Origin of the sequence: Mammaliicoccus sp. J-M41, from assembly GCF_022385935.1 — a bacterium.
In the GTDB taxonomy this organism is placed as follows: domain Bacteria; phylum Bacillota; class Bacilli; order Staphylococcales; family Staphylococcaceae; genus Mammaliicoccus; species Mammaliicoccus sciuri_A.
The window spans coordinates 56386-78915 of sequence record NZ_JAJNIR010000004.1; the positions used below are offsets into that span (position 1 = coordinate 56386).

At 32.5% G+C, this 22530-nt stretch carries 19 protein-coding genes; all 19 read left to right on the forward strand.

The annotated features are described in order from the left end of the window. The first annotated feature begins 71 nt into the window (after positions 1 to 71). The 19 genes from tsf (at position 72) to LQ686_RS02940 (ending at position 22526) form a co-directional block, all read left to right on the forward strand. On the forward strand, positions 72 to 959 hold the full coding sequence (gene tsf, locus LQ686_RS02850) for a translation elongation factor Ts (RefSeq protein WP_025905324.1): 888 nt from the start codon (positions 72 to 74) through the stop codon (positions 957 to 959). 84 nt (positions 960 to 1043) lie between these two features. Continuing rightward, complete coding sequence (gene pyrH / locus LQ686_RS02855) at positions 1044 to 1766, forward strand: UMP kinase (RefSeq protein WP_025905325.1); 723 nt, start codon at positions 1044 to 1046, stop codon at positions 1764 to 1766. 17 nt (positions 1767 to 1783) lie between these two features. Beyond that, on the forward strand, positions 1784 to 2338 hold the full coding sequence (gene frr, locus LQ686_RS02860; protein ID WP_037587780.1) for a ribosome recycling factor: 555 nt from the start codon (positions 1784 to 1786) through the stop codon (positions 2336 to 2338). A gap of 140 nt (positions 2339 to 2478) precedes the next feature. Continuing rightward, positions 2479 to 3231 carry an isoprenyl transferase gene (locus LQ686_RS02865; protein ID WP_025905327.1) on the forward strand — a complete coding sequence of 251 codons (753 nt, stop codon included), beginning with the start codon at positions 2479 to 2481 and terminating at the stop codon, positions 3229 to 3231. A gap of 11 nt (positions 3232 to 3242) precedes the next feature. After that, positions 3243 to 4025, forward strand: a complete 783-nt coding sequence (locus LQ686_RS02870; RefSeq protein ID WP_103361323.1) for a phosphatidate cytidylyltransferase — start codon at positions 3243 to 3245, stop codon at positions 4023 to 4025. Positions 4026 to 4040: 15 nt separating this feature from the next. Then, positions 4041 to 5171 (forward strand): 1-deoxy-D-xylulose-5-phosphate reductoisomerase, encoded by a 1131-nt coding sequence (locus tag LQ686_RS02875; RefSeq protein WP_107572773.1) that lies wholly within the window; start codon positions 4041 to 4043, stop codon positions 5169 to 5171. Positions 5172 to 5173: 2 nt separating this feature from the next. Beyond that, on the forward strand, positions 5174 to 6460 hold the full coding sequence (gene rseP, locus LQ686_RS02880) for an RIP metalloprotease RseP (protein ID WP_058611079.1): 1287 nt from the start codon (positions 5174 to 5176) through the stop codon (positions 6458 to 6460). A gap of 17 nt (positions 6461 to 6477) precedes the next feature. Further along, the gene (locus LQ686_RS02885) at positions 6478 to 8181 is read left to right on the forward strand and encodes a proline--tRNA ligase (protein ID WP_107572772.1); all 1704 of its coding nucleotides are present in this window, start codon (positions 6478 to 6480) and stop codon (positions 8179 to 8181) included. A 97-nt stretch (positions 8182 to 8278) separates the two neighbouring features. After that, positions 8279 to 12598 carry a PolC-type DNA polymerase III gene (locus LQ686_RS02890; protein WP_374229765.1) on the forward strand — a complete coding sequence of 1440 codons (4320 nt, stop codon included), beginning with the start codon at positions 8279 to 8281 and terminating at the stop codon, positions 12596 to 12598. Positions 12599 to 12719: 121 nt separating this feature from the next. After that, positions 12720 to 13187, forward strand: a complete 468-nt coding sequence (gene rimP, locus LQ686_RS02895; protein ID WP_037587791.1) for a ribosome maturation factor RimP — start codon at positions 12720 to 12722, stop codon at positions 13185 to 13187. Positions 13188 to 13205: 18 nt separating this feature from the next. Continuing rightward, positions 13206 to 14273, forward strand: coding sequence for a transcription termination factor NusA (gene nusA, locus LQ686_RS02900; protein WP_037587793.1), 1068 nt, complete (start codon positions 13206 to 13208; stop codon positions 14271 to 14273). A gap of 17 nt (positions 14274 to 14290) precedes the next feature. After that, complete coding sequence (rnpM, locus tag LQ686_RS02905; protein WP_025905335.1) at positions 14291 to 14575, forward strand: RNase P modulator RnpM; 285 nt, start codon at positions 14291 to 14293, stop codon at positions 14573 to 14575. Further along, a complete protein-coding gene (locus tag LQ686_RS02910; protein ID WP_025905336.1) occupies positions 14572 to 14898 on the forward strand; it encodes a ribosomal L7Ae/L30e/S12e/Gadd45 family protein in 327 nt (108 codons plus the stop codon). The genes rnpM and LQ686_RS02910 overlap by 4 nt, the downstream gene beginning before the upstream one ends. A gap of 4 nt (positions 14899 to 14902) precedes the next feature. After that, entirely contained in the window at positions 14903 to 17011 is a 2109-nt protein-coding gene (gene infB / locus LQ686_RS02915; RefSeq protein WP_239733158.1) for a translation initiation factor IF-2, read from the forward strand. A 238-nt stretch (positions 17012 to 17249) separates the two neighbouring features. Next, a complete protein-coding gene (locus tag LQ686_RS02920; protein WP_103361320.1) occupies positions 17250 to 18425 on the forward strand; it encodes a glycerate kinase family protein in 1176 nt (391 codons plus the stop codon). 5 nt (positions 18426 to 18430) lie between these two features. Beyond that, entirely contained in the window at positions 18431 to 19807 is a 1377-nt protein-coding gene (locus LQ686_RS02925) for an SLC13 family permease (RefSeq protein ID WP_107590575.1), read from the forward strand. 11 nt (positions 19808 to 19818) lie between these two features. Continuing rightward, complete coding sequence (locus LQ686_RS02930; protein WP_049319074.1) at positions 19819 to 20502, forward strand: response regulator transcription factor; 684 nt, start codon at positions 19819 to 19821, stop codon at positions 20500 to 20502. Positions 20503 to 20506: 4 nt separating this feature from the next. Beyond that, positions 20507 to 21862, forward strand: coding sequence for a sensor histidine kinase (locus LQ686_RS02935; protein WP_107590576.1), 1356 nt, complete (start codon positions 20507 to 20509; stop codon positions 21860 to 21862). A 1-nt stretch (position 21863) separates the two neighbouring features. Continuing rightward, complete coding sequence (locus tag LQ686_RS02940; RefSeq protein ID WP_107596469.1) at positions 21864 to 22526, forward strand: PepSY domain-containing protein; 663 nt, start codon at positions 21864 to 21866, stop codon at positions 22524 to 22526. Positions 22527 to 22530: the final 4 nt, after the last annotated feature.

A 22530-nucleotide genomic window follows, 5' to 3' on the forward strand; every position in this document is an offset into this window, starting at 1 on the left:
TATAACTTATCACCTTTTTTTAGAAAGATTTAAGATAAACAATATATTATTTAAATAAATGGAGGAATTAGATTATGGCTATTTCAGCTAAACTTGTTAAAGAACTACGTGAAAAAACTGGCGCAGGTATGATGGACTGTAAAAAAGCTTTAACAGAAACTGATGGTGACATCGATAAAGCGGTAGATTACTTACGTGAAAAAGGTATCGCTAAAGCTGCTAAGAAAGCAGACCGTATTGCTGCAGAAGGTACTACTTTTGTTGCATCTAAAGGTAACGATGCAGTAATTCTTGAATTAAACTCAGAAACTGACTTCGTTGCTCGTAACGAAGGTTTCCAAAACTTAGTTAAAGAAATGGCTGATCATATTCTTGATGTTAAACCAGCTGACGTTGATGCATTAAACGCTTCAAAATTAGCTAGTGGTCAAACTGTTGAAGAAAAAATGAACGAAGCTATCTCTACTATTGGTGAAAAATTAACTTTACGTAGATTTACATTAAAAACAAAAACTGATAACGATTCATTCGGTGAGTACTTACACATGGGTGGACGTATTGGTGTATTAACTGTTGTTGAAGGTTCAACTAATGAAGAAGCAGCTAAAGACGTTGCTATGCACATCGCTGCATTAAACCCTAAATTTGTTTCTCGTGACCAAGTATCTGATGAAGAATTAGCTCACGAAAAAGAAATTTTAAAACAACAAGCTTTAAATGAAGGTAAACCTGAAAATATCGTTGAAAAAATGGTTGAAGGTAGAATGCGTAAATATTTAGAAGAAATCTGTGCTGTTGACCAAGCATTCGTTAAAAATCCAGACCAAACTGTTGCTGAATTCTTAAAAACAGACGGTGGCGTGCTTGTAGATTTCGTTCGTTACGAAGTTGGGGAAGGTATCGAGAAACGTTCTGATAACTTTGCTGATGAAGTAAAAGGACAAATGAAAGGCAACTAAGATTGCTTTTTAGGAAGAAGACACGCTTTGTGTCTTCTTTCGTTATATATAAAGACCTAATTATAAGCATAGAGAGGGATCAAGATGACTAAGAATTCTAAATATAAACGCGTCGTATTAAAACTAAGTGGTGAAGCTTTAGCAGGAGATTCAGGCTTTGGCATTAACCCAGTCGTAATTAAAAGTATCGCTCAACAAGTGTCAGAAGTTGCTCAAATGGATTGCGAAGTTGCTGTAATCGTTGGTGGCGGAAACATTTGGAGAGGTAAAACTGGTAGCGATTTAGGTATGGATCGTGGAACAGCTGATTATATGGGCATGTTAGCCACTGTTATGAATGCTTTAGCATTACAAGATAGTTTAGAACAATTAGATTGTGATACTCGTGTATTAACTTCAATCGAAATGAAACAAGTTGCTGAACCATATATTAGAAGACGTGCGATTCGTCACTTAGAGAAAAAGAGAGTCGTTATATTTGCAGCGGGAATAGGGAATCCTTACTTCTCTACTGATACGACTGCAGCTTTAAGAGCAGCCGAAGTTGAGGCTGACGTTATCTTAATGGGTAAAAACAATGTTGATGGTGTTTATTCTGCTGACCCTAAAGTAGATCCTAAAGCAGAAAAATACGAAAGATTAACATATATTCAAATGTTACAAGAAGGATTACAAGTTATGGATTCAACTGCTTCATCATTCTGTATGGACAATGATATCCCACTTGTTGTATTCTCAATTATGGAAGAAGGAAATATTAAACGTGCTGTTCAAGGTGAAGAAATCGGTACGATTATTACAAAATAAACTTGAGGTGTAATTCCATGGCAGATGTTATTCAAGAAACGAAGTCAAAAATGAACAAAACTATTGAAAGTTTCAATAGAGATTTAGCTGGTATTAGAACTGGACATGCAAATGCAAATCTTTTAGAAAGAGTAAATGTTGAGTACTACGGTGTTCCAACACCTATTCAACAATTAGCAGGTATCTCAGTACCTGAAGCGCGTTTGTTAGTTGTTCAACCATATGACAAATCATCAGTTGATGATGTACTTAAAGCAATTAATGCAGCTAACTTAGGTGTTAATCCAACAAGTGATGGTACAGTTATTAGAATTTCAGTACCAGCATTAACTGAAGAACGCAGAAAAGAATTAGTAAAAGAAGCTAAAAAAGAAGCTGAAAATGCTAAAGTTGCAATTCGTAATGTTCGTCGTGATTCAAATGAAGATTTGAAGAAACAAGAAAAAAATGGCGAAATTACAGAAGATGATTTAAGAAATCAAACTGAAGAAGTTCAAAACATTACAAATGATTTCATCAAACAAATAGATGATTTAACGACTCAAAAAGAAAATGACATTTTGGAAGTTTAAAGATAAGAGCTGTACCAAATCAGACTTTGGTACGGTTTTTTCTTTATATATAACAGAATCACTCTTTTTGTGATAAAATGTATTACGATATGTTTAATTAATTTTACATATAAATTCGCGTTTGTTTGATGGAGGACGCTATGATAAAAAAGTTTATAAAGCAAAAACAACAAATAAATAATCAAGACAATGAATTATCGATACCTGAACATATAGCAATTATTATGGACGGAAATGGTAGATGGGCTAAAAATAGAAAAATGCCTCGCATAAAAGGACATTATGAAGGTATGCAAACGGTTAAGAAAATAACACGTAAAGCAAGTGATTTAGGTGTGAAATATTTGACTTTATATGCTTTTTCTACGGAAAATTGGTCAAGACCAGAAGATGAAGTGAAATATTTAATGAAATTACCGGTTGATTTTTTAAAGACTTTTCTACCAGAATTGATTGAAAAAAATGTTAAAGTCACAACGATTGGTTTTACCGAAGCTTTGCCTAAGCATACTAAAAATGCAATTGAAGAAGCTATCGAAAAAACGAAACATAATACAGGGCTAAATCTAGTATTTGCGTTGAACTATGGTGGTAGAGCAGAAATTCTTAATGCTGTTAAAGAACTTTACCATGAAGTTGAAGAAGGCAATTTAACAATTGATGATCTATGTGAAGATAATATTAAGAAATATTTATTCACTTCAGATATTCCAGATCCAGAGTTGCTCATTCGTACATCAGGTGAAGAAAGATTAAGTAATTTTTTAATATGGCAATCATCTTATAGTGAATTTATATTTACTAAGACACTTTGGCCAGATTTTGATGAACAATCACTCATAGACTGTTTGAAAATTTATCAGTCGAGACAACGAAGATTTGGTGGGCTGTAAAGGAGATAAAAATGAAGACAAGAACAATATCGGCAATTGTTGCTATGGCTGTATTTCTTCCAGTCGTAATATATGGTGGATTACCCGTAATAGCGTTAGCGTATTTATTAGCGATTATTGCTTTAAAAGAAATTTTAAATATGAATAATTTATCAATTATTTCTATACCAGGTTTTTTGTCCACTGTTTCGCTATGTATAATATTATTGCCACAAGAACTCATTAATAACGATATTAGCGTTCAACTTAAACTTCTAATCGTAATGAGTTTCTTAATGTTGAGTTATACAGTGATGTCTAAAAATAGATTTAATTTTATGGATGCCTCTTTCTGTGTCATGTCCGTTACATATATTGGAATAGGCTTTATGTATTTCTATGAGACAAGAGAACATGGCTTACAATTTATCTTATTCGCATTATTATTAGTGTGGTTGACTGATACAGGTGCATATATATTTGGTAGATTATTTGGTAAACATAAACTTTGGCCATTAATTAGTCCGAACAAAACGATTGAAGGATTTATTGGAGGTATTTTCTCAAGTTTAATCGTTGCAGTTATTTTTGGACAATATTTTGATATGGATGTATCATTATGGTTATTAATTCCATTAACGATGTTATTAAGTATGTTTGGACAATTAGGTGACTTAGTAGAATCAGGGCTTAAAAGACATTTCGGTGTGAAAGATTCAGGGAATATTATGCCAGGACATGGTGGTATATTAGATAGATTTGATAGCTTTATCTTTGTTTTACCACTGTTAAATCTATTCCTATTTCAATTGTAAATTGGGGTGAGGTCTTTGAAAAATATAGCTATTTTAGGAGCTAGTGGTTCTGTTGGACAGCAAGCATTAGATGTTATAAGAGAACATGCATCACAATTTAATTTAGTTGCATTTTCAGTCGGTAAAAACATTGCTTATGCACAGAATATAATTGAAGAATTTCATCCAGAACTCATATCTGTTCAAAATGAAGAAGATATAGATAAACTTAAACATTTAAATATTGAAATTGTACATGGGGACGCAGGTTTATTAGCAGTTGCAACATACCATAATACCGATATTTTATTAAATTCAATTGTCGGTAGTATAGGCTTAAGACCTACTATCGCAGCTATAGAAGCTGGTATAGATATAGGACTAGCGAATAAAGAAACTTTAGTTGCAGCTGGTGAACTTGTGATGTCAAAAGCTAGAGAACATAATGTTAACATTCTACCTGTCGATTCAGAACACTCAGCAATATTTCAATGTTTAAATGGTGAGAATAAAGAGCAGGTTAATAAATTAATCATAACTGCGAGTGGTGGATCATTTCGTGATTTAACACGTGCAGAACTCAAATCTGTAACACGTGATGAAGCGCTCAACCATCCTAACTGGTCTATGGGTCAAAAGATTACGATAGATTCTGCAACAATGATGAATAAAGGTTTAGAAGTCATTGAAGCAAAATGGTTATTTGATTTAGATATTGACCAAATTGAAACAGTCTTGCATAAAGAGAGTATTATTCATTCTATGGTTGAATTTAAGGATACGAGTGTGATTGCACAATTGGGTACACCAGATATGAGAACACCCATTCAATATGCATTTACATATCCAGAAAGATATACAAGAGATGCAGAAAAATTAAATTTAGCTCAAATTGGTCAGTTAAATTTTAAAGAAATGGATTTCGATCGCTTTAAATGTATACAGTATGCTTATGAAGCCATTAAAATAGGTGGTACAATGCCCGTTGTTTTAAATGCTGTAAATGAAGTAGCTGTAAATAAGTTCTTGAACAATGAAATAACATTTTTGGAAATTGAAGACATGATTGGGGAAGCAATTAAAAACCATGAAGTTATTGAGCATCCAGATTTAGAAACGATTCTAAAAATTGATGCTACATATAAATCTAAGGATTACGGGGTGTAGGCGTGATTTATACAATATTAGCATTTATTTTTGTATTTGGACTATTAGTGACAGTACATGAATATGGACATATGTTCTTTGCGAAACGTGCAGGTATCATGTGCCCAGAGTTTGCCATAGGTATGGGACCTAAAATTTATTCATATAAGAAAAATGAAACACTTTATACAATTAGACTACTTCCAGTAGGTGGTTATGTCAGAATGGCTGGAGATGGATTAGAACAAAATCCATTAACACCAGGTATGCATATCGCAATTAAATTAAACGATCAAAACGAAATAACACATGTTATTATGGATGATCAACATAAATTCCAACAAATTGAACATATCGAAATTAAAGATAGTGATTTTGAAAATGATATTTTCATTGAAGGTATTACAGCAAGCGATGAAGAAAGACATCATTTTAAAATAGCGAGAGAAGCTTACTTTGTTCAAGGTGGAGATTTAATACAAATTGCACCTAAAGATAGACAATTAATGTCTAAAAAGCCTTATCAAAGATTTCTAACTTTATTTGCAGGTCCGTTATTTAATTTTATTCTTGCTTTTGTTATTTTTATTGGGCTTGCTTATTGGAATGGTGTGCCAACGAATGAACCAGTATTTGGAGATTTAGAAGACGGTGCTCCTGCACAAACTGCAGGTATTAAAAAAGGTGACGAAATTTTATCAGTAGATGGACAAAAGATTCAGAAGTTCACAGATTTACAACCTATTTTTAAAGAGAAGAAAACTGAACCTGTAGAAATCAAAGTTGATCGTGATGGTCAAGAAAAGACTTTCAAAGTAGCAGCTAAAAAAGATAAACTAGAAGTTAGTAAAGGTAAATATGAAACACGATACATTATCGGTGTTGCACAACCGACAGAACACACAGTGTTTGGTCCATTAATTGCAGGTATTGAAAAAACAATAGTGGCAGGTCAATTAATATTCCAAGCAGTTCTTGGCTTGATTACGAGCATATTCACGGGTGGATTCTCCTTTGATATGTTAAATGGACCTGTTGGTATATATAGCAATGTAGATTCTATTGTGAAGCAAGGGTTTATTACATTAATGGGTTACACAGCGTTATTAAGTGTTAACTTAGGTATTATGAATTTATTACCTATTCCAGCTTTAGATGGCGGAAGATTATTATTTGTTATTTATGAAATGATTTTCAGAAGACCGATTAATAAAAAAGCAGAAATGGTTATGCTTTCAATTGGTGCTGTATTTTTAATATTTGTAATGATTATGGTTACATGGAATGATATTCAAAGGTACTTCATGTAGCTTATAGGAGGAAACTTATGAAACAGTCGAAAATATTTATACCAACATTAAGAGAAGTTCCTGCAGAAGCGGAAGCAATTAGTCATAAACTTTTATTAAAGTCAGGTATGATTAAACAAAATGCAAGAGGTATATATAGTTATTTACCAACTGCTAAGCGTGTACTCAACAAAATTGAGCAAATTGTACGTGAAGAAATGGAAAAAATTGATGGCGTAGAAGTACTTATGCCTGTGTTACAACAAGCCGAACTTTGGAAAGAATCAGGTAGATGGGATGCATACGGTCCTGAGTTAATGAGATTGCACGATCGTAATAAACGTGAATTTAGTTTAGGACCTACACATGAAGAAGTTGTGACTTCTCTTGTAAGAGATGAATTGAAATCTTATAAACGTTTACCAATCACTTTATTCCAAATTCAAACAAAATTTAGAGACGAACAACGTCCAAGATTTGGATTATTACGTGGCCGTGAATTTATTATGAAAGATGCTTATTCTTTCCACGCTAATGAAGATTCATTAGATGATACATACCAAGATATGTATCATGCTTATCATAATATCTTTACAAGAGTAGGTTTAAACTTTAGACCAGTACTTGCTGACTCTGGTGCTATCGGTGGAGATCATACGCATGAGTTTATGGCTTTAGCTGATATTGGTGAAGATACAATTGTTTATAGTGAAACAAATGACTATGCTGCAAATATTGAAAAAGCTGAAGTAGCTTATACACCTAATCATGAACATACACCATTAAAAGATTTAGAAAAAGTTGAAACGCCAAATGTTACAACAGCACAAGCATTAGCAGACTTTTTAAATGTGACTTTAGATAAAATTATTAAATCAATGATTCTTAAAGTTGATGATGAGTATGTCATGATATTAATTAGAGGTCATCATGAAGTAAATGATGTTAAGTTAAAATCATATTTCAAAACAGATAATATCGAAATGGCAACTGAGTCTGAAATCGTGAATATTTTAGGTGCTAAGCCAGGTAGTCTAGGACCAGTTAATGTAGACCAAATCAAAATTTATGCAGACAATTTCGTTCAAGATATTAATAATTTAGCTGTTGGTGCGAATGAAACAGGTTATCATTTTATTAATGCGAACGTAGACAGAGACTTTAAGATTGAGGCATATGGAGACTTTAGATTTATTCTTGAAGGAGAAGCATTACCGGGTGATTTAGGTACTGCTAAATTCGCTGAAGGTATTGAAGTTGGTCAAGTCTTCAAACTTGGAACGAAGTACTCTGAAAGTATGAATGCGACATTCTTAGATGAACAAGGTAAAGCACAACCACTTATTATGGGTTGTTATGGTATTGGTATTTCTAGAACATTATCAGCAGCAATCGAACAACATCATGATGATAAAGGGATTATTTGGCCAAAAGCCATCGCACCTTATGAAGTACATTTAATTGCGATTAATCCTAAAAAAGAAGAGCAACAAGCACTAGCGGATCAACTTTATGGACAATTACAAAATAAATATGATGTCTTATATGATGACCGTAAAGAAAGTGCTGGCGTGAAATTTAATGATGCAGATTTAATAGGTTTACCAGTACGTGTTATGGTTGGTAAGAAAGCTTCAGAAGGCATCGTAGAAGTAAAACGTCGTGATAATTCAGATAGTAAAGAAGTCCATATTGATGAATTAGATGAAGTACTTGCTACTTTCTATGATGCAGTAAAATAGACTGATAAAAACAACTAAATCTGATATAATATAAGATATTTAAAGAGGCTATTTAATGATTAGCCTCTTTTTCATTTTGATGAAGGTGGTCGTATAAGTGTCAATGACAGGGCAAGAGAAATTCCAAACGCTTCTCACGCAAATGAACATTACAGATGAACTTGATAAAGATGTCGTAGAACAAGGTGAACTTACAAGAATTGATGTGTCCCAATCAAAAAGATTGTGGCATTTCTACATAAAGTTGCCATATTATTTATCAAGTGAAATGTATCTTGTTTTTACAAATCAACTGAAAAGTGCTTTTAGTAGTATTGCGCAAGTTGATTGGACAATTGAAGTGACAACTAAAGAACAAATAGATGAACATATATTGAAATACATTCCACATTGTATTGATGGTACTGAATTAAGTGATAAAGTGAAACATCAACTTAAACAAAAGCCTATTATCTTTGCTGATGATATCGTAAAAGTTCAAGTGAACAATGATATTGAACGCGATTATTTCGATAAGCGTGTTAATGGTTCATTAGTAAAAGCGCTCCAGAAATGTGGCTTTCACATAAGTCGTGTTATATTCGAAACGATGGATAATGAAGAACAAATGAGAAGAGAACTTGAATCATTTGAAGCGCACATCCAACAAGAAGATGAAGAAGCTGCACGTATTGCATCAGAAAAAATGGAACGTATGAAGAAAGAAAAAGCAGAATCTAGTGATAATGAAAATGCTGTATCACGATGTCAGATAGGTAAAGACATTCCTGTAGATTCTATTCGCAAAATAGAAGATATTATTGAAGAAGAGTTCAAAGTAGCACTTGAAGGTGTTATTTTTGATATTGAAATGAAAGAACTTAAAAGTGGTAGACATATTGTCACATTAAAAATTACGGACTATACCGATTCTCTCATACTTAAGATGTTTACGAGAAAAGGCAAAGATGACCTTGAACATTTTAAAGCTTTAAAAGTAGGTACATGGGTAAGAGCACAAGGTAGAATTGAACAAGATCAATTTATACGTGATTTAGTGATGATGATGACGGATATCCATGAAATTAAGAAGTCTCCTAAACTTGATAAAGCAGATGAAAAAAGAGTTGAATTTCACTTACATACATCTATGAGTCAAATGGATGGCATTACACATATTGGTAAGTATGTTGAACAGGCTGCTAAATGGGGACATAAAGCAATCGCGATAACAGACCATAATGGTGTTCAAGGATATCCAGATGCGCATGCAGCTGCCATGAAAAATGGTATTAAAATGATTTATGGTATGGAAGGTATGCTTGTAGATGATGGTGTACCTATTGCATACAAGTCACAAGATATTCCGCTCAAGACAGCAACGTATATTGTATTTGACGTTGAAACAACAGGACTTTCAAGTCAATATGATCAAATTATAGAATTAGCTGCCGTTAAGGTTAAAGATGGCGAAGTAATTGACACATTTGAACGTTTTTCTGATCCAGGAGAACGTCTATCAGAAACAATTAAAAATTTAACCGGTATTACAGATGAAATGTTACGTGGACAACCTGATATCGAAACAGTTCTAAAAGATTTCCATGAATGGGTTGGGGACGCAATATATATTGCGCATAACGCATCATTTGATATGGGCTTTATAGATACAGGATTTGAACGTATCGGACTTGGTGCTACGACAAATGGTGTCATCGATACGCTTGAATTATCACGTACAGTGAATACTGAATATGGTAAACATGGTTTGAATTTCTTAGCTAAAAAATATGGTGTAGAACTTACACAACACCATAGAGCGATTTATGATGCGGAAACAACAGCACATATCTTTATTAAGATGTTAAAACAGTTAGAAGAACTCAATGTTTATAATCATAATCAAATAAACGAGAAGCTATCAAATGATGAAGCATATAAACGTGCAAGACCTTCGCATGTAACGCTAATCGTACAAAACCAAGTCGGACTTAAAAATTTATTCAAAATTGTCAGTGCCTCATTAGTTGATTACTTTTATCGTACACCACGTATACCACGCTCGTTATTAAACAAATATAGAGAAGGTATTCTAGTAGGTAGTGCATGTGATGAAGGGGAAGTATTTACAACGGTTATGCAAAAAGACCAAGATGAAGTTGAAAAAGTTGCGAAATATTATGACTATATAGAAGTTCAACCAAAAGGGTTATATCAAGATTTAATTGATAGAGAATTGATTAAAGATAATGAAACGATGGAAGAAATATATAGTCGTATATTAAGCGTTGGTGAGAAACTTGATATTCCAGTTATTGCAACAGGAAATGCTCATTATTTATACGAACATGATGCTGTTGCACGAAAAATATTAATCGCTTCTCAACCAGGTAATCCATTGAATAGACAAACATTACCTGAAGCACACTTTAGAACAACTGATGAAATGTTGGATGAATTCCACTTCTTAGGTGAAGAAAAAGCATATGAAATTGTTGTTAAAAATACGAACGAGCTAGCAGATAGACTCGAAACTGTAATACCGATTAGGGATGAATTATATACACCTAATATGGAAGGTGCGAATGAAGAAATTCGTGAAATGAGTTATGAGAATGCTAGAAAATTATATGGTGAAGACTTACCACAAATCGTAATTGATAGACTTGAAAAAGAATTAGAAAGTATTATAGGAAATGGATTTGCTGTTATTTATTTAATCTCGCAAAGGTTAGTTAAGAAATCCTTGAATGATGGCTATTTAGTTGGTTCACGTGGTTCTGTCGGATCTAGTTTTGTTGCGACAATGACTGAAATAACTGAAGTGAATCCATTGCCACCACATTATATTTGTCCATCTTGTAAAGAAAGCCATTTCTTTGATGATGGTTCTGTCGGATCTGGTTTCGACTTACCAGATAAACAATGTGAAAAATGTCATGTTGATATGATTAAAGAAGGACAAGATATACCGTTTGAAACATTCTTAGGTTTCAAAGGAGACAAAGTACCGGATATTGACTTGAACTTTAGTGGTGAATATCAACCAGTTGCCCATAATTATACGAAAGTACTGTTCGGTGAAGACAAAGTATTCAGAGCAGGTACAATCGGTACGGTTGCTGAAAAAACAGCTTTCGGTTATGTTAAAGGATATTTAAATGATCAAGGTATTCATAAAAGAGCAGCTGAAGTTGATAGACTTGTTAAAGGTTGTACCGGTGTTAAAAGAACGACCGGGCAACATCCAGGGGGTATTATTGTTGTACCAGATTATATGGATATTTATGATTTTACACCAATCCAATATCCTGCCGATGATCAAAAATCACCATGGAAAACAACGCATTTTGACTTCCATTCTATTCATGATAATATTTTGAAACTGGATATATTAGGACACGATGATCCAACAATGATTAGAATGTTACAAGATTTATCAGGCATTGATCCTAAGACAATTCCAGTAGATGATAAAGAAACAATGAAAATCTTTAGTACACCAGAATCATTAGGTGTAACAGAAGAAGATATTCTTTGTAAGACTGGAACATTTGGCGTACCTGAATTCGGTACAGGATTCGTTAGACAAATGCTTGAAGATACGAAACCAACTACTTTTTCTGAACTCGTTCAAATTTCTGGGTTATCACACGGTACAGACGTTTGGTTAGGAAACGCACAAGAGTTAATCAAAACAGGTACATGTGATTTATCAAGTGTTATCGGTTGTCGTGATGATATTATGGTTTACTTAATGTATAACGGTTTAGAACCATCACTTGCCTTTAAAATTATGGAAGCAGTTCGTAAAGGTAAAGGTTTAACAGATGAATTCGAAGAAGCCATGAAAGAAAATAATGTACCTGATTGGTATTTAGATTCATGTAAAAAAATTAAATACATGTTCCCTAAAGCCCATGCTGCTGCATACGTTTTAATGGCATTAAGAATTGCATACTTTAAAGTTCATTATCCGTTGTTCTATTATGCAAGTTACTTTACAGTACGTGCGACAGACTTTGATTTAAAAACAATGACGAAAGATAAAGAGTCTATTAAAGCAACGGTGAAAGAATATTATAGCCGATTCCATGAATTAGCTAAAAAAGAAAAAGATGTATTAACAGTTTTAGAAATTACAAATGAAATGGCACATAGAGGTTACAAAATCCAACCAGTTAGCTTAGAGAAAAGTGATTCGTTTGAATTCAAAATTGAAGGTGATTCACTTATTCCACCATTTATCGCAGTTCCTGGACTAGGTGAAAACGTTGCGAAACGTATCGTTGAAGCAAGAGAAGAAGGTCCATTCTTAGCTAAAGAAGACCTTAATAAAAAAGCAGGTGTATCTCAAAAAATCATCGAATATCTCGATGAACTTGGATCATTACCAAATATGCCTGATAAAGCTCAGCTTTCAATATTTGATTTATAATGCATGTTCTTGAGCATAGCGACATTATGTGATATACTGTTATTGCTTAAAATAATACTCTGACGTTTAAAGAGTGGGACATTTCCCGCTCTTTTCTGTTTGTATTAAGAGGGAGGTCATTATGAGTAAAGTTGCAGCACACGTTGAGGAAATTATTCAACCAATACTTGAAGATTTAAATTATGAACTTGTAGATGTCGAATATGTCAAAGAGGGATCAGACTATTATCTACGTATTGCAATTGATAAAGACGGTGGCGTTGATTTGAACGACTGCACAATTGCCTCTGAAAAGATTAGTGAAGTTATGGACAAAGAAGATCCTATTAAAGAACCTTATTTCATGGATGTATCTTCACCTGGTGCAGAACGCCCATTGAAAAAAGAAAAAGACTATCAAAATGCAATTGAACAACCTGTATTTATCTCGTTATACGAACCTGTTGAAGGAGATAAAGAATGGTTAGGCGTTTTAAAAGAAGTTACTGAAACATCTATAACGCTAGAAGTGAAAATTAAAACAAGAACTAAGAATGTCACGTTGCCACGCAAGAAAATCGCTAAAGCACGTCGATCAGTAATGTTATAATATAAAGGAGGATACATTGTGAAAGGTAATGAATTATTACTTGCAATTGAATACCTTGAAAAGGAAAAAAGAATACCTCGTGAGGTACTTATTGATGCAATAGAAGCGGCTTTAATCACAGCTTACAAAAAGAACTATGACAGTGCCAAAAATGTTAGAATCGAATTGAATCTTGATGAAGGTACTTATAGAGTTATTTCAAGAAAAGACGTTGTAGAAGATGTTGAAGATTATAGAGATCAAGTAGCATTAGATACAGCGTTAGTTACAAACCCAGCATACGAAATTGGAGATGTCTTTGAAGAAGACGTTACACCTAAAGACTTCGGTCGTGTTGGTGCTCAAGCAGCTAAACAAGCAGTTATGCAACGTTTAAGAGATGCTGAAAGAGGCATTCTTTATGATGAGTTTATTGATAAAGAAGATGACATTGTAACAGGTGTTATTGACAGAGTCGATCACCGTTATGTATATGTTAATTTAGGCCGTACTGAAGCTGTACTTTCTGAAGCTGAGAGAAGTCCAAATGAACAATATTTACCAAATGAACGTATTAAAGTATATGTGAATAAAGTTGAACAAACGACTAAAGGTCCTCAAATCTTTGTATCACGTACACATCCTGGTTTATTAAAGCGTTTATTCGAGCAAGAAGTTCCTGAAATTTATGACGGTACTGTTATTGTTAAATCTGTAGCACGTGAAGCTGGAGACCGTTCTAAAATTAGTGTCACTTCAGAAAATGGCGATATCGATGCTGTAGGTGCATGTGTTGGTGCTAAAGGTGTTCGTGTTGAAGCAGTCGTTAATGAATTAGGTGGCGAAAAAATCGACATCGTTGAGTGGGACGAAGATCCAAAAGTATTCGTAAGAAATGCTTTAAGTCCTTCACAAGTTGTAGAAGTTATCGTAGACGAAGAAAATCAATCGACTACAGTTGTCGTACCAGATTACCAATTATCATTAGCAATCGGTAAACGTGGACAAAATGCACGACTTGCTGCAAAATTAACAGGTTGGAAGATTGATATTAAATCAGAAACTGATGCAAGAGAAGCAGGCATTATTTCAACTGAAGAATCATAAAGTGAGGTGCTTTTATCATGAAAAAGAAAAAGATACCAATGCGTAAATGTATACTTTCAAATGAAATGAAACCTAAAAATGATATGATTCGTGTCGTTAAAAATAAAGAAGGCGAAATAACAGCAGATGCGACAGGTAAAGCACCAGGTCGCGGTGCATATGTTTCTAAAGATCTAGAAGTTATCGAAAATGCACAGAAACAAGGAAAGTTAGAACGTTATTTTGACAGTAATAAAGAAACACTTGAACCTGTCTATAAAGAAATCATTCGTTTAATTTACCGTGAGCGTATACCTAAATGAGTATAGAAAAGAAAGATCAAATTTTAAATCTTCTTGGTCTGGCAACAAGAGCTAGAAAGATTAAGACTGGCGAAGAAATTGTCATAAGTGAGTTAAGAAAAGGCAATGTTAAACTTGTCATACTTTCAGAAGATGCTGCAGCAAATGTTACAAAAACAATAAAAAATAAATGTGCAACTTATCATGTAACACTTTTAACTTTTGCTACACGCTATGAATTAGGCTACGCAATTGGAAAAGAAAGCAGAGTGGTGTTGGGCATAACTGACATTGGATTTAGCAAAAAGCTAAAAACGATGATTCATGATTTTCATGAGGAGTGAGTATATGAGTAAAAAGAGAATATATGAGTATGCAAAAGAAATCGATGTAAAGAGTAAAGCAATCATAGATGAATTAAAAAAGAATAACATAGAAGTATCAAATCACATGCAAGCATTAGAGGAGAATGACATTAAAATTTTAGATAAAGCATTTAAAAAGCAGGATTCTGCTAAAAAAGACCAATCAACTACTCACGCAAATACAAATAAATCAAATAACAACAAACAGAATAACAAACAAAACAATAAACCTAATCATCAACAAAAGAATCAAAAGAATCAAAAGAATCAAAAGCAAAATAACAAAAAACAACATAATCAACAACAGCAACAACCTAAACCTGAAGTTAAAGAAACACCATCTTTAATTACGTATGAAGAAGGTATTACAGTTGGTGAATTAGCTGATAAAATCAACAAAGATGCTTCTGAAATTATCAAGAAGTTATTCTTACTTGGTGTCGTAGCTAATATTAACCAAGCATTAGATACTGAAACTGTTGAATTAATTTGTGCAGATTATGATATTGAAGCTGAGTTAGAAGTACATGTAGATGCTACTGACTTAGAAAATTACTTTGAAGTTGATGAAAATGATGCAGACTTAATTGAAAGACCTGCAGTTGTTACAATCATGGGACACGTTGACCATGGTAAAACAACACTTCTAGATTCAATCCGTAATACACGTGTTACAGCTGGTGAAGCGGGCGGTATTACACAACATATTGGTGCATACCAAATTGTTAACAATAACAAGAAAATTACTTTCCTTGATACACCAGGACATGCTGCTTTCACAACAATGAGAGCGCGTGGTGCTCAAGTAACAGATATCACAATTTTAGTTGTTGCAGCTGATGATGGTGTAATGCCTCAAACAATTGAAGCAATTAACCATGCTAAAGCAGCTGAAGTACCAATTATTGTTGCGGTAAACAAAGTTGATAAACCAACAGCAAATCCTGATCGTGTTATGCAAGAATTAGGTGAATATGGTCTTTATCCTGAAGACTGGGGTGGAGATACAATCTTCGTTCAACTTTCAGCAATCCAAGGAGACGGAATCGATGATTTATTAGAAATGATTGGTTTAGTTTCTGAAGTTGAAGAATTAAAAGCTAACCCTAACCGTGCTGCAGTAGGTACTGTAATCGAAGCAGAGCTTGATAAATCACGTGGACCTGCAGCTTCTCTATTAGTACAAAACGGTACTTTAGAAGTTGGTGACTCATTAGTAGTGGGTAACACATACGGTAGAGTACGTGCGATGGTTAACGACTTAGGTAAACGAATCAAAACAGCTGGACCATCAACACCTGTTGAAATTACTGGTTTACATGATGTACCACAAGCTGGAGATCGATTTGTTGTCTTCAAAAATGAAAAACAAGCGCGTCAAATCGGTGAAAAACGTCAACAAGAAAATATCTTAAAACAACGTCAAGATAGTAAGAGCGTTTCATTAGATAACTTGTTTGAACAAATGAAACAAGGTGAAATGAAAGATTTAAATATCATCATTAAAGGTGATGTTCAAGGTTCTGTAGAAGCTTTAGCAGCATCATTAATGAAAATAGATGTTGAAGGTGTTAATGTACGTATTATTCATACAGCAGTTGGTGCGATTAATGCATCAGACGTTACATTAGCAGCAGCATCAAACGGTATTATTATCGGATTTAACGTAAGACCAGATGCAGGTGCTAAACGTGCTGCAGAAGAAGAAAATGTTGATATGAGATTACATCGTATTATTTATAAAGTAATCGAAGAAATCGAATCAGCTATGAAAGGTCTATTAGACCCTGAATATGAAGAACAAGTTATTGGTCAAGCTGAAGTACGTCAAACATTTAAAGTATCTAAAGTAGGTACAATCGCTGGTAGTTACGTAACAGACGGTAAGATTACAAGAGATGCAAGTGTACGTATTATTCGTGACGGCATTGTTATCTTTGAAGGTGAATTAGATACACTTAAACGTTTCAAAGATGATGCTAAAGAAGTAGCAGCTGGATATGAATGTGGTATCACAATCGAAAAATTCAACGACATTAAAGAAGGCGACATCTTCGAAGCTTTCAAAATGGTTGAAATTGAAAGAAAATAATTAAGCATAGTTTGAAGTATGTATGACGATTACTCATACTATAAAAATTCAATGAACTCAAATCTCATTATTTAGCATAGGCTAAATAATGAGATTTTTTTTATCAATTCCTCCAAATTACATAAAACTGTTAAAATGTTCGTTTTTAATCAAATTTTAATTTTTCTCTAATTGTATGTGAATCTTGTAAAGATAAATTATGGTTAAGCAAGAAATACGATATGAGGAGGAAATGAACATGAAAGTAGTGATTATTCCATCAGGATTTAAAGAAAGTTTAAGCGCAGAAGAGGTTGGAAAAGCAATTGCGAATGGTGTTAATAAAGTAGAAGGCAAACATGAAGTCACAACTATTCCAATGGTTGATGGTGGAGAAGGTTTTGTAGATACTATTATAAAACTTAAAGAAGGTAAAAAAATTGCAACGCAAGTAATGGGACCAATCGGTAAGCCGATTCCTTCATACTTTGGTGTATTTAAAGAAAGTGGTGTTAAAACAGCCGTAATAGAAATGGCAGCGATTGCTGGTTTAAGACATGTACCTAGAAATATGAGAAATCCACTTAATACAACTACATTTGGTGTAGGAGAAACAATTATTAAAGCATTAGATTATGGTGTTGAAAGAATCCTAATTGGTTGTGGAGATTCAGGTACATCAGATGGCGGAGTAGGAATGGCTCAAGCAGTAGGTGTTAAATTTTTAAATAAAGAAGGAGAACCTATATTTATTAATGGAGGGGGAGAAATTAATCGTATTCATGGTGTTGATATGAGATATATGGATCCAAGGGTACATCTAGTTGATATTGATGTAGCGGTAAATTGGATGAATATATTGTGTGGCAGTAAAGGAGTTGCAAGAGTATTTGGACCACAAAAGGGAGCATCAATTGAAGATGTAGAACAATTATCTTCCAACTTAGAACATCTTGCGAGACTAATCAAATCATTTAAAGGTGATGACTTATCTCTTATTAATGGTGGCGGAGCATCAGGTGGATTAGGAGCAGGTTTACATGGATTTTTAAATGCAAAGTTACATCCGCGCTTTGAAATTATAATGAAGTATATTAAAATTTCTGATGCAATTATTAATGCAGATTTAGTAATTACTGCTGAGGGGTGTATAGATTACCAAACACCAAACGGTAAGATTCCATCAGAAGTTGCAAGAATTGCGAAATCACACAATAAACCAGTTATCGCTTTTGCAGGAACAATTGGTTTAAATGCAAAAATTAATTATCAAAGTGGAATTGATGCTTTTACGAGTATAATCCCAGAACCAACAACTTTAGAAAATTCAATATCTGATGCAAAAGATTGGTTAGAAAATTGTTCTGAAAATGCATTTAGACATATTATGATAGGCATTAACTTAGGTAACCAAATGGTTGCTAAAGAGATGTGATCTAAATGACTAATAAGCAAATCATTTACTTATCTGTATATTTCATCTTTTCAATCTGTATTTTCTTATATACAGATATGAGTTATTTAGCTAAATTAAGTTTAATTGTATTCGTATTGTCATTAGGTCTCTATTTATTATCAAATATGCCAGCAGGTTTATCTTCGTTTATCGCGATTATGATAGGTATTCTACTTGGATTACCAGAAGATGTAATGTTTCATTCAATGAATTCGCACGTAGTTTGGTTGATGATAGGCGCTTTTATTATTAGTGCGGCAATTGAAATAAGTGGTTTGTTAAACAGAATGATTAATTTTATACATGTGAGATGTAAAACGAGTAGAAGTGTGAATATACTTTTATTTCTTATCATACAAGTGATTTCTGTTATCGTACCATCAACTTCAGGTAGAGCAGCAGCTATGTTACCAGTTTATAAAGCATTTGAAACACGATTCCCGACAAATAAGAAGTATTTTGCATTGTTAATTCCAATTTTAATATTAATGGGTGCAAATTTAACTTTAATTGGTGCCGGTAGTCATCTAGTTGGTATAGGATTATTAGAAGGAAAAGCTAATAAATCTATTTCTTATAGTGAATTTTTATTATGGGGATTGCCCTTTGGTTTAGTAATTGGTTTAGTTACTTTTATAGTGACTAAAATAATGTATATGAATATAAGTGAAGACGTACACTACCATCAAGAAAAATCGCATGAAGAACGAAAGCCTTTTACTCAAATTGAGAAAAGAGCAATTGTATATATCGTCATCACAATAACTTTATGGATGACTGAAAATATTCATGGATTTGAAATTGCTTTTATTACTATGTTGATGGGTATTTGTATGATGATACCTAGAATAGGTGTGATAACTTGGAAACAAGGTGTTCAAAATATTTCATGGAGTTTAATATTCTTTGTAGCAGGTGCTACGACTTTAGGGAATTTGTTGGTCACTTATAAAGTAGTGGATTATATACAAGATCATTTGTTAAATTATTTATCTCAATTTCAAACTTTAAATGAATTCGCTATACTTAGTATAATAGTTATTATTACTGTTACTTCCCATTTGTATATTACAAGTCATACGACACGGGCAATTGTTTTTGTACCAGTATTTTTATTATTTAGTGAAATGTTTAATTTAAATCCAGTCGCAGTAGTGTTTATTACTTTAATTGGAACGAATTATTGTGTAACATTTCCAGTTTGCTCAAAAGCATTGCTATTATTTTATGAACAAGATGAAAAGCCATTTAAAAATCGAGATTTAATGAAAATAAGTGTTATATTAATGCCAACTTATATATTATTGATGATATTTAGTTATTATATATGGTGGCAATTTACAGGACTTTCACTTAGATAGGAGACAAAATAATGGAGAAAATATTAGTTGTTGAAGATGATGAAAAAATTGCACGTGTTATACAATTAGAACTAGAATATGCAAATTATAAAATTGATATTGCACACACAGGTAAATCAGCATTAGAACGTTTAGAAAATGAAAATTTCGACCTGATTTTATTAGATGTTATGATTCCAGAACTAAATGGATTAGAAGTATTAAGACGCGTAAGAGAACAAAATGAAGACGTTAAAATTATAATGCTGACTGCACGTGATGCAGTTATGGACAAAGTTAGTGGCTTAGATTCTGGTGCTAATGATTATATGACAAAGCCATTTGAAATTGAAGAATTGCTCGCTCGTATTCGAGTTCATTTGAAAGAAAAAAGTACTTTAAAAGTACAAAATGAAGACGACAATGCATCCACTTATAGATATTTATCAATTTATAAATCAAGACGTGAAGTCTATATTGATAAGGAACCAATTAATTTAACACAAAAAGAATATGACTTATTAATTTACTTTCTAGAAAATAAAAATCAAGTGTTAACGAGAGAGCAAATTATAGAAGCGGTATGGGGTTATGACTATTATGGCGATACAAATGTTATCGATGTTTATGTCCGATATTTAAGAAAAAAACTTGATATAGATACAGAGTCTATTATAACTAGCGTTAGAGGAATAGGATATATATTAAAGGATTGATATTATGAAATTAGGAACAAAGATCCAATTATACACAACAGTAATGATTGTTATAGTAGTGATATTAATCAACTTAGTAGTATATTTTGTGTATCAAAAAATTTCATTAGATTCAGAAGTGACTCAATTAGAAAGTCGCGGAATAAATATAATGAAAGAATTACAAAATACAACTAGAGAAAATGTAAATACTGAAGCGGTATTACAATCTTATTTACTCTCTGACGGATATATTACTTTAGTAAACAAAAATGACAAAAAAATAATTCAAATTTCGACAGATGTAAACTACAAAAATATTGGTGAACCATTTAAAAATGAACAATATAAGAAAGTAGTTAATAAGAAAGGTAATCACTTTGCAATGGTATCACTACCGATTATTTGGAAAAACGGTGAAGTCAGTAATTTACAAATTTACGAAAATATTAATTTCAAATATGAAACCTTTGATATATTAAAAGGTATATTAATTGTATCTACTTTTATTATACTAATTGTTATATTTTTATTAAATCGAATTATTACTCAGATTATATTGAAACCGATTAATGAACTTATAATAAAGATGAATAAGACGAAAGAAACAAAACATTACACGACTATTGGTATTAATAAAGATGATACGAAAGAATTAAAAGAATTATCACAAACATTTAACGATATGATGCTTTATTTAAAAGATCATGATGAAAAGCAACAAGCTTTTATTCTAAATGCTTCTCATGAATTAAAAACCCCAATCACGGTTATTAGTTCATATAGTGAAATGTTAAAACGATTTGGGAAAACTCGTGAAGATATTTTAGAAGAGGGTATAGATACGATTAATGATGAAGCAAAACGTTTAAAATATTTAACTGAGCAAATGTTGGATTTAGCTAAGATAGAGAGAACGTATCATGATTTACCACTAGAGAAAATTAATTTATATGAAGAAATCTATATTTTAGTTAAACGCCTAATGGCAGTATATAAACGAAAAATTAATTTATCTGCTGAAAATCAACATATAGAAGGACTTGTGAATAAAGAAAGTTTCACACAAATTATGACTATATTTTTAGATAATGCGTACAAATATAGTCAGAGTCATATTGATATTAATATTTTAACAATTGAAGATCATGTTCAAATACAAATTAAAGACTATGGATCAGGTATTCCAGAACAAGATTTAGAGAAAATTTTTACGCGCTTTTATAGAGTTGATAAAGCAAGATCAAGAGAATCTGGTGGATCTGGATTAGGTCTTTATATTGCGAAAGAATTAGCATTGAAAAATCATATTGATATTAAAGTTGATAGTGAAATGAACAAAGGTACTCAATTTACACTTATTTTAGAGAGGGTGAAATAACTTGAAAATAGCAACAAAACACATCCTTGTTTTGTTAGCATCTACACTATTTATAGTATTAAGCATCATTATTTATATGAAAGCGAATGAAAAATTAATGAAGAAAGAAGAAGTAGAAAAGTTTGTTACCGATCGATATAAAGGGAATATTGAAGATATTTCGCTTTCTGATGATGAATCATTATTCCATGTTAATATTAAAGATAGTAATAAAGTTTATTCTTTAGATATTGATCGTAAGAAAGAGGTTATTAAAAACGTAAAATCAAAAACGATTAAAAATAAAGAGCAGTCTAATAATAAAGAAAAAAAGCAAAAAGAAAACCCTAGAAAAAAAGAAAAGAAATCATTAATCAGTGAAAAAGAAGCAAAACAAATCTCACATCAAAAAGTTGGCGGAAAATTTATAGATATAAAGAAAAATACAAATACAACGCCGAATACGTATACAATAACTCAATATGTAGATGATGATGAAGGTGCGGTTGTAACTGTTAATGCAGTAAGTGGTAAAATAAATTCTGTCTCATGGTTTAATATTGAACAACCACAATTAGAATATAATGCTCCAAAGACAGATGAAAGACAAGAAGTACAAACAAATAATGGATATTATTATGAACAAGATGATGACTTTGACGATGATGATGATGAAGATGATTAAATTT

Coding starts and splice junctions, on each gene's coding strand:
- LQ686_RS02865 (WP_025905327.1), top strand. CDS start 2,479: ATGATAAAAAAGTTTATAAAGCAAAAACAACAAATAAATAATCAAGAC.
- LQ686_RS02930 (WP_049319074.1), top strand. CDS start 19,819: ATGGAGAAAATATTAGTTGTTGAAGATGATGAAAAAATTGCACGTGTT.
- frr (WP_037587780.1), top strand. CDS start 1,784: ATGGCAGATGTTATTCAAGAAACGAAGTCAAAAATGAACAAAACTATT.
- LQ686_RS02870 (WP_103361323.1), top strand. CDS start 3,243: ATGAAGACAAGAACAATATCGGCAATTGTTGCTATGGCTGTATTTCTT.
- rnpM (WP_025905335.1), top strand. CDS start 14,291: ATGAAAAAGAAAAAGATACCAATGCGTAAATGTATACTTTCAAATGAA.
- LQ686_RS02925 (WP_107590575.1), top strand. CDS start 18,431: ATGACTAATAAGCAAATCATTTACTTATCTGTATATTTCATCTTTTCA.
- rimP (WP_037587791.1), top strand. CDS start 12,720: ATGAGTAAAGTTGCAGCACACGTTGAGGAAATTATTCAACCAATACTT.
- LQ686_RS02935 (WP_107590576.1), top strand. CDS start 20,507: ATGAAATTAGGAACAAAGATCCAATTATACACAACAGTAATGATTGTT.
- LQ686_RS02910 (WP_025905336.1), top strand. CDS start 14,572: ATGAGTATAGAAAAGAAAGATCAAATTTTAAATCTTCTTGGTCTGGCA.
- LQ686_RS02885 (WP_107572772.1), top strand. CDS start 6,478: ATGAAACAGTCGAAAATATTTATACCAACATTAAGAGAAGTTCCTGCA.
- pyrH (WP_025905325.1), top strand. CDS start 1,044: ATGACTAAGAATTCTAAATATAAACGCGTCGTATTAAAACTAAGTGGT.
- infB (WP_239733158.1), top strand. CDS start 14,903: ATGAGTAAAAAGAGAATATATGAGTATGCAAAAGAAATCGATGTAAAG.
- LQ686_RS02920 (WP_103361320.1), top strand. CDS start 17,250: ATGAAAGTAGTGATTATTCCATCAGGATTTAAAGAAAGTTTAAGCGCA.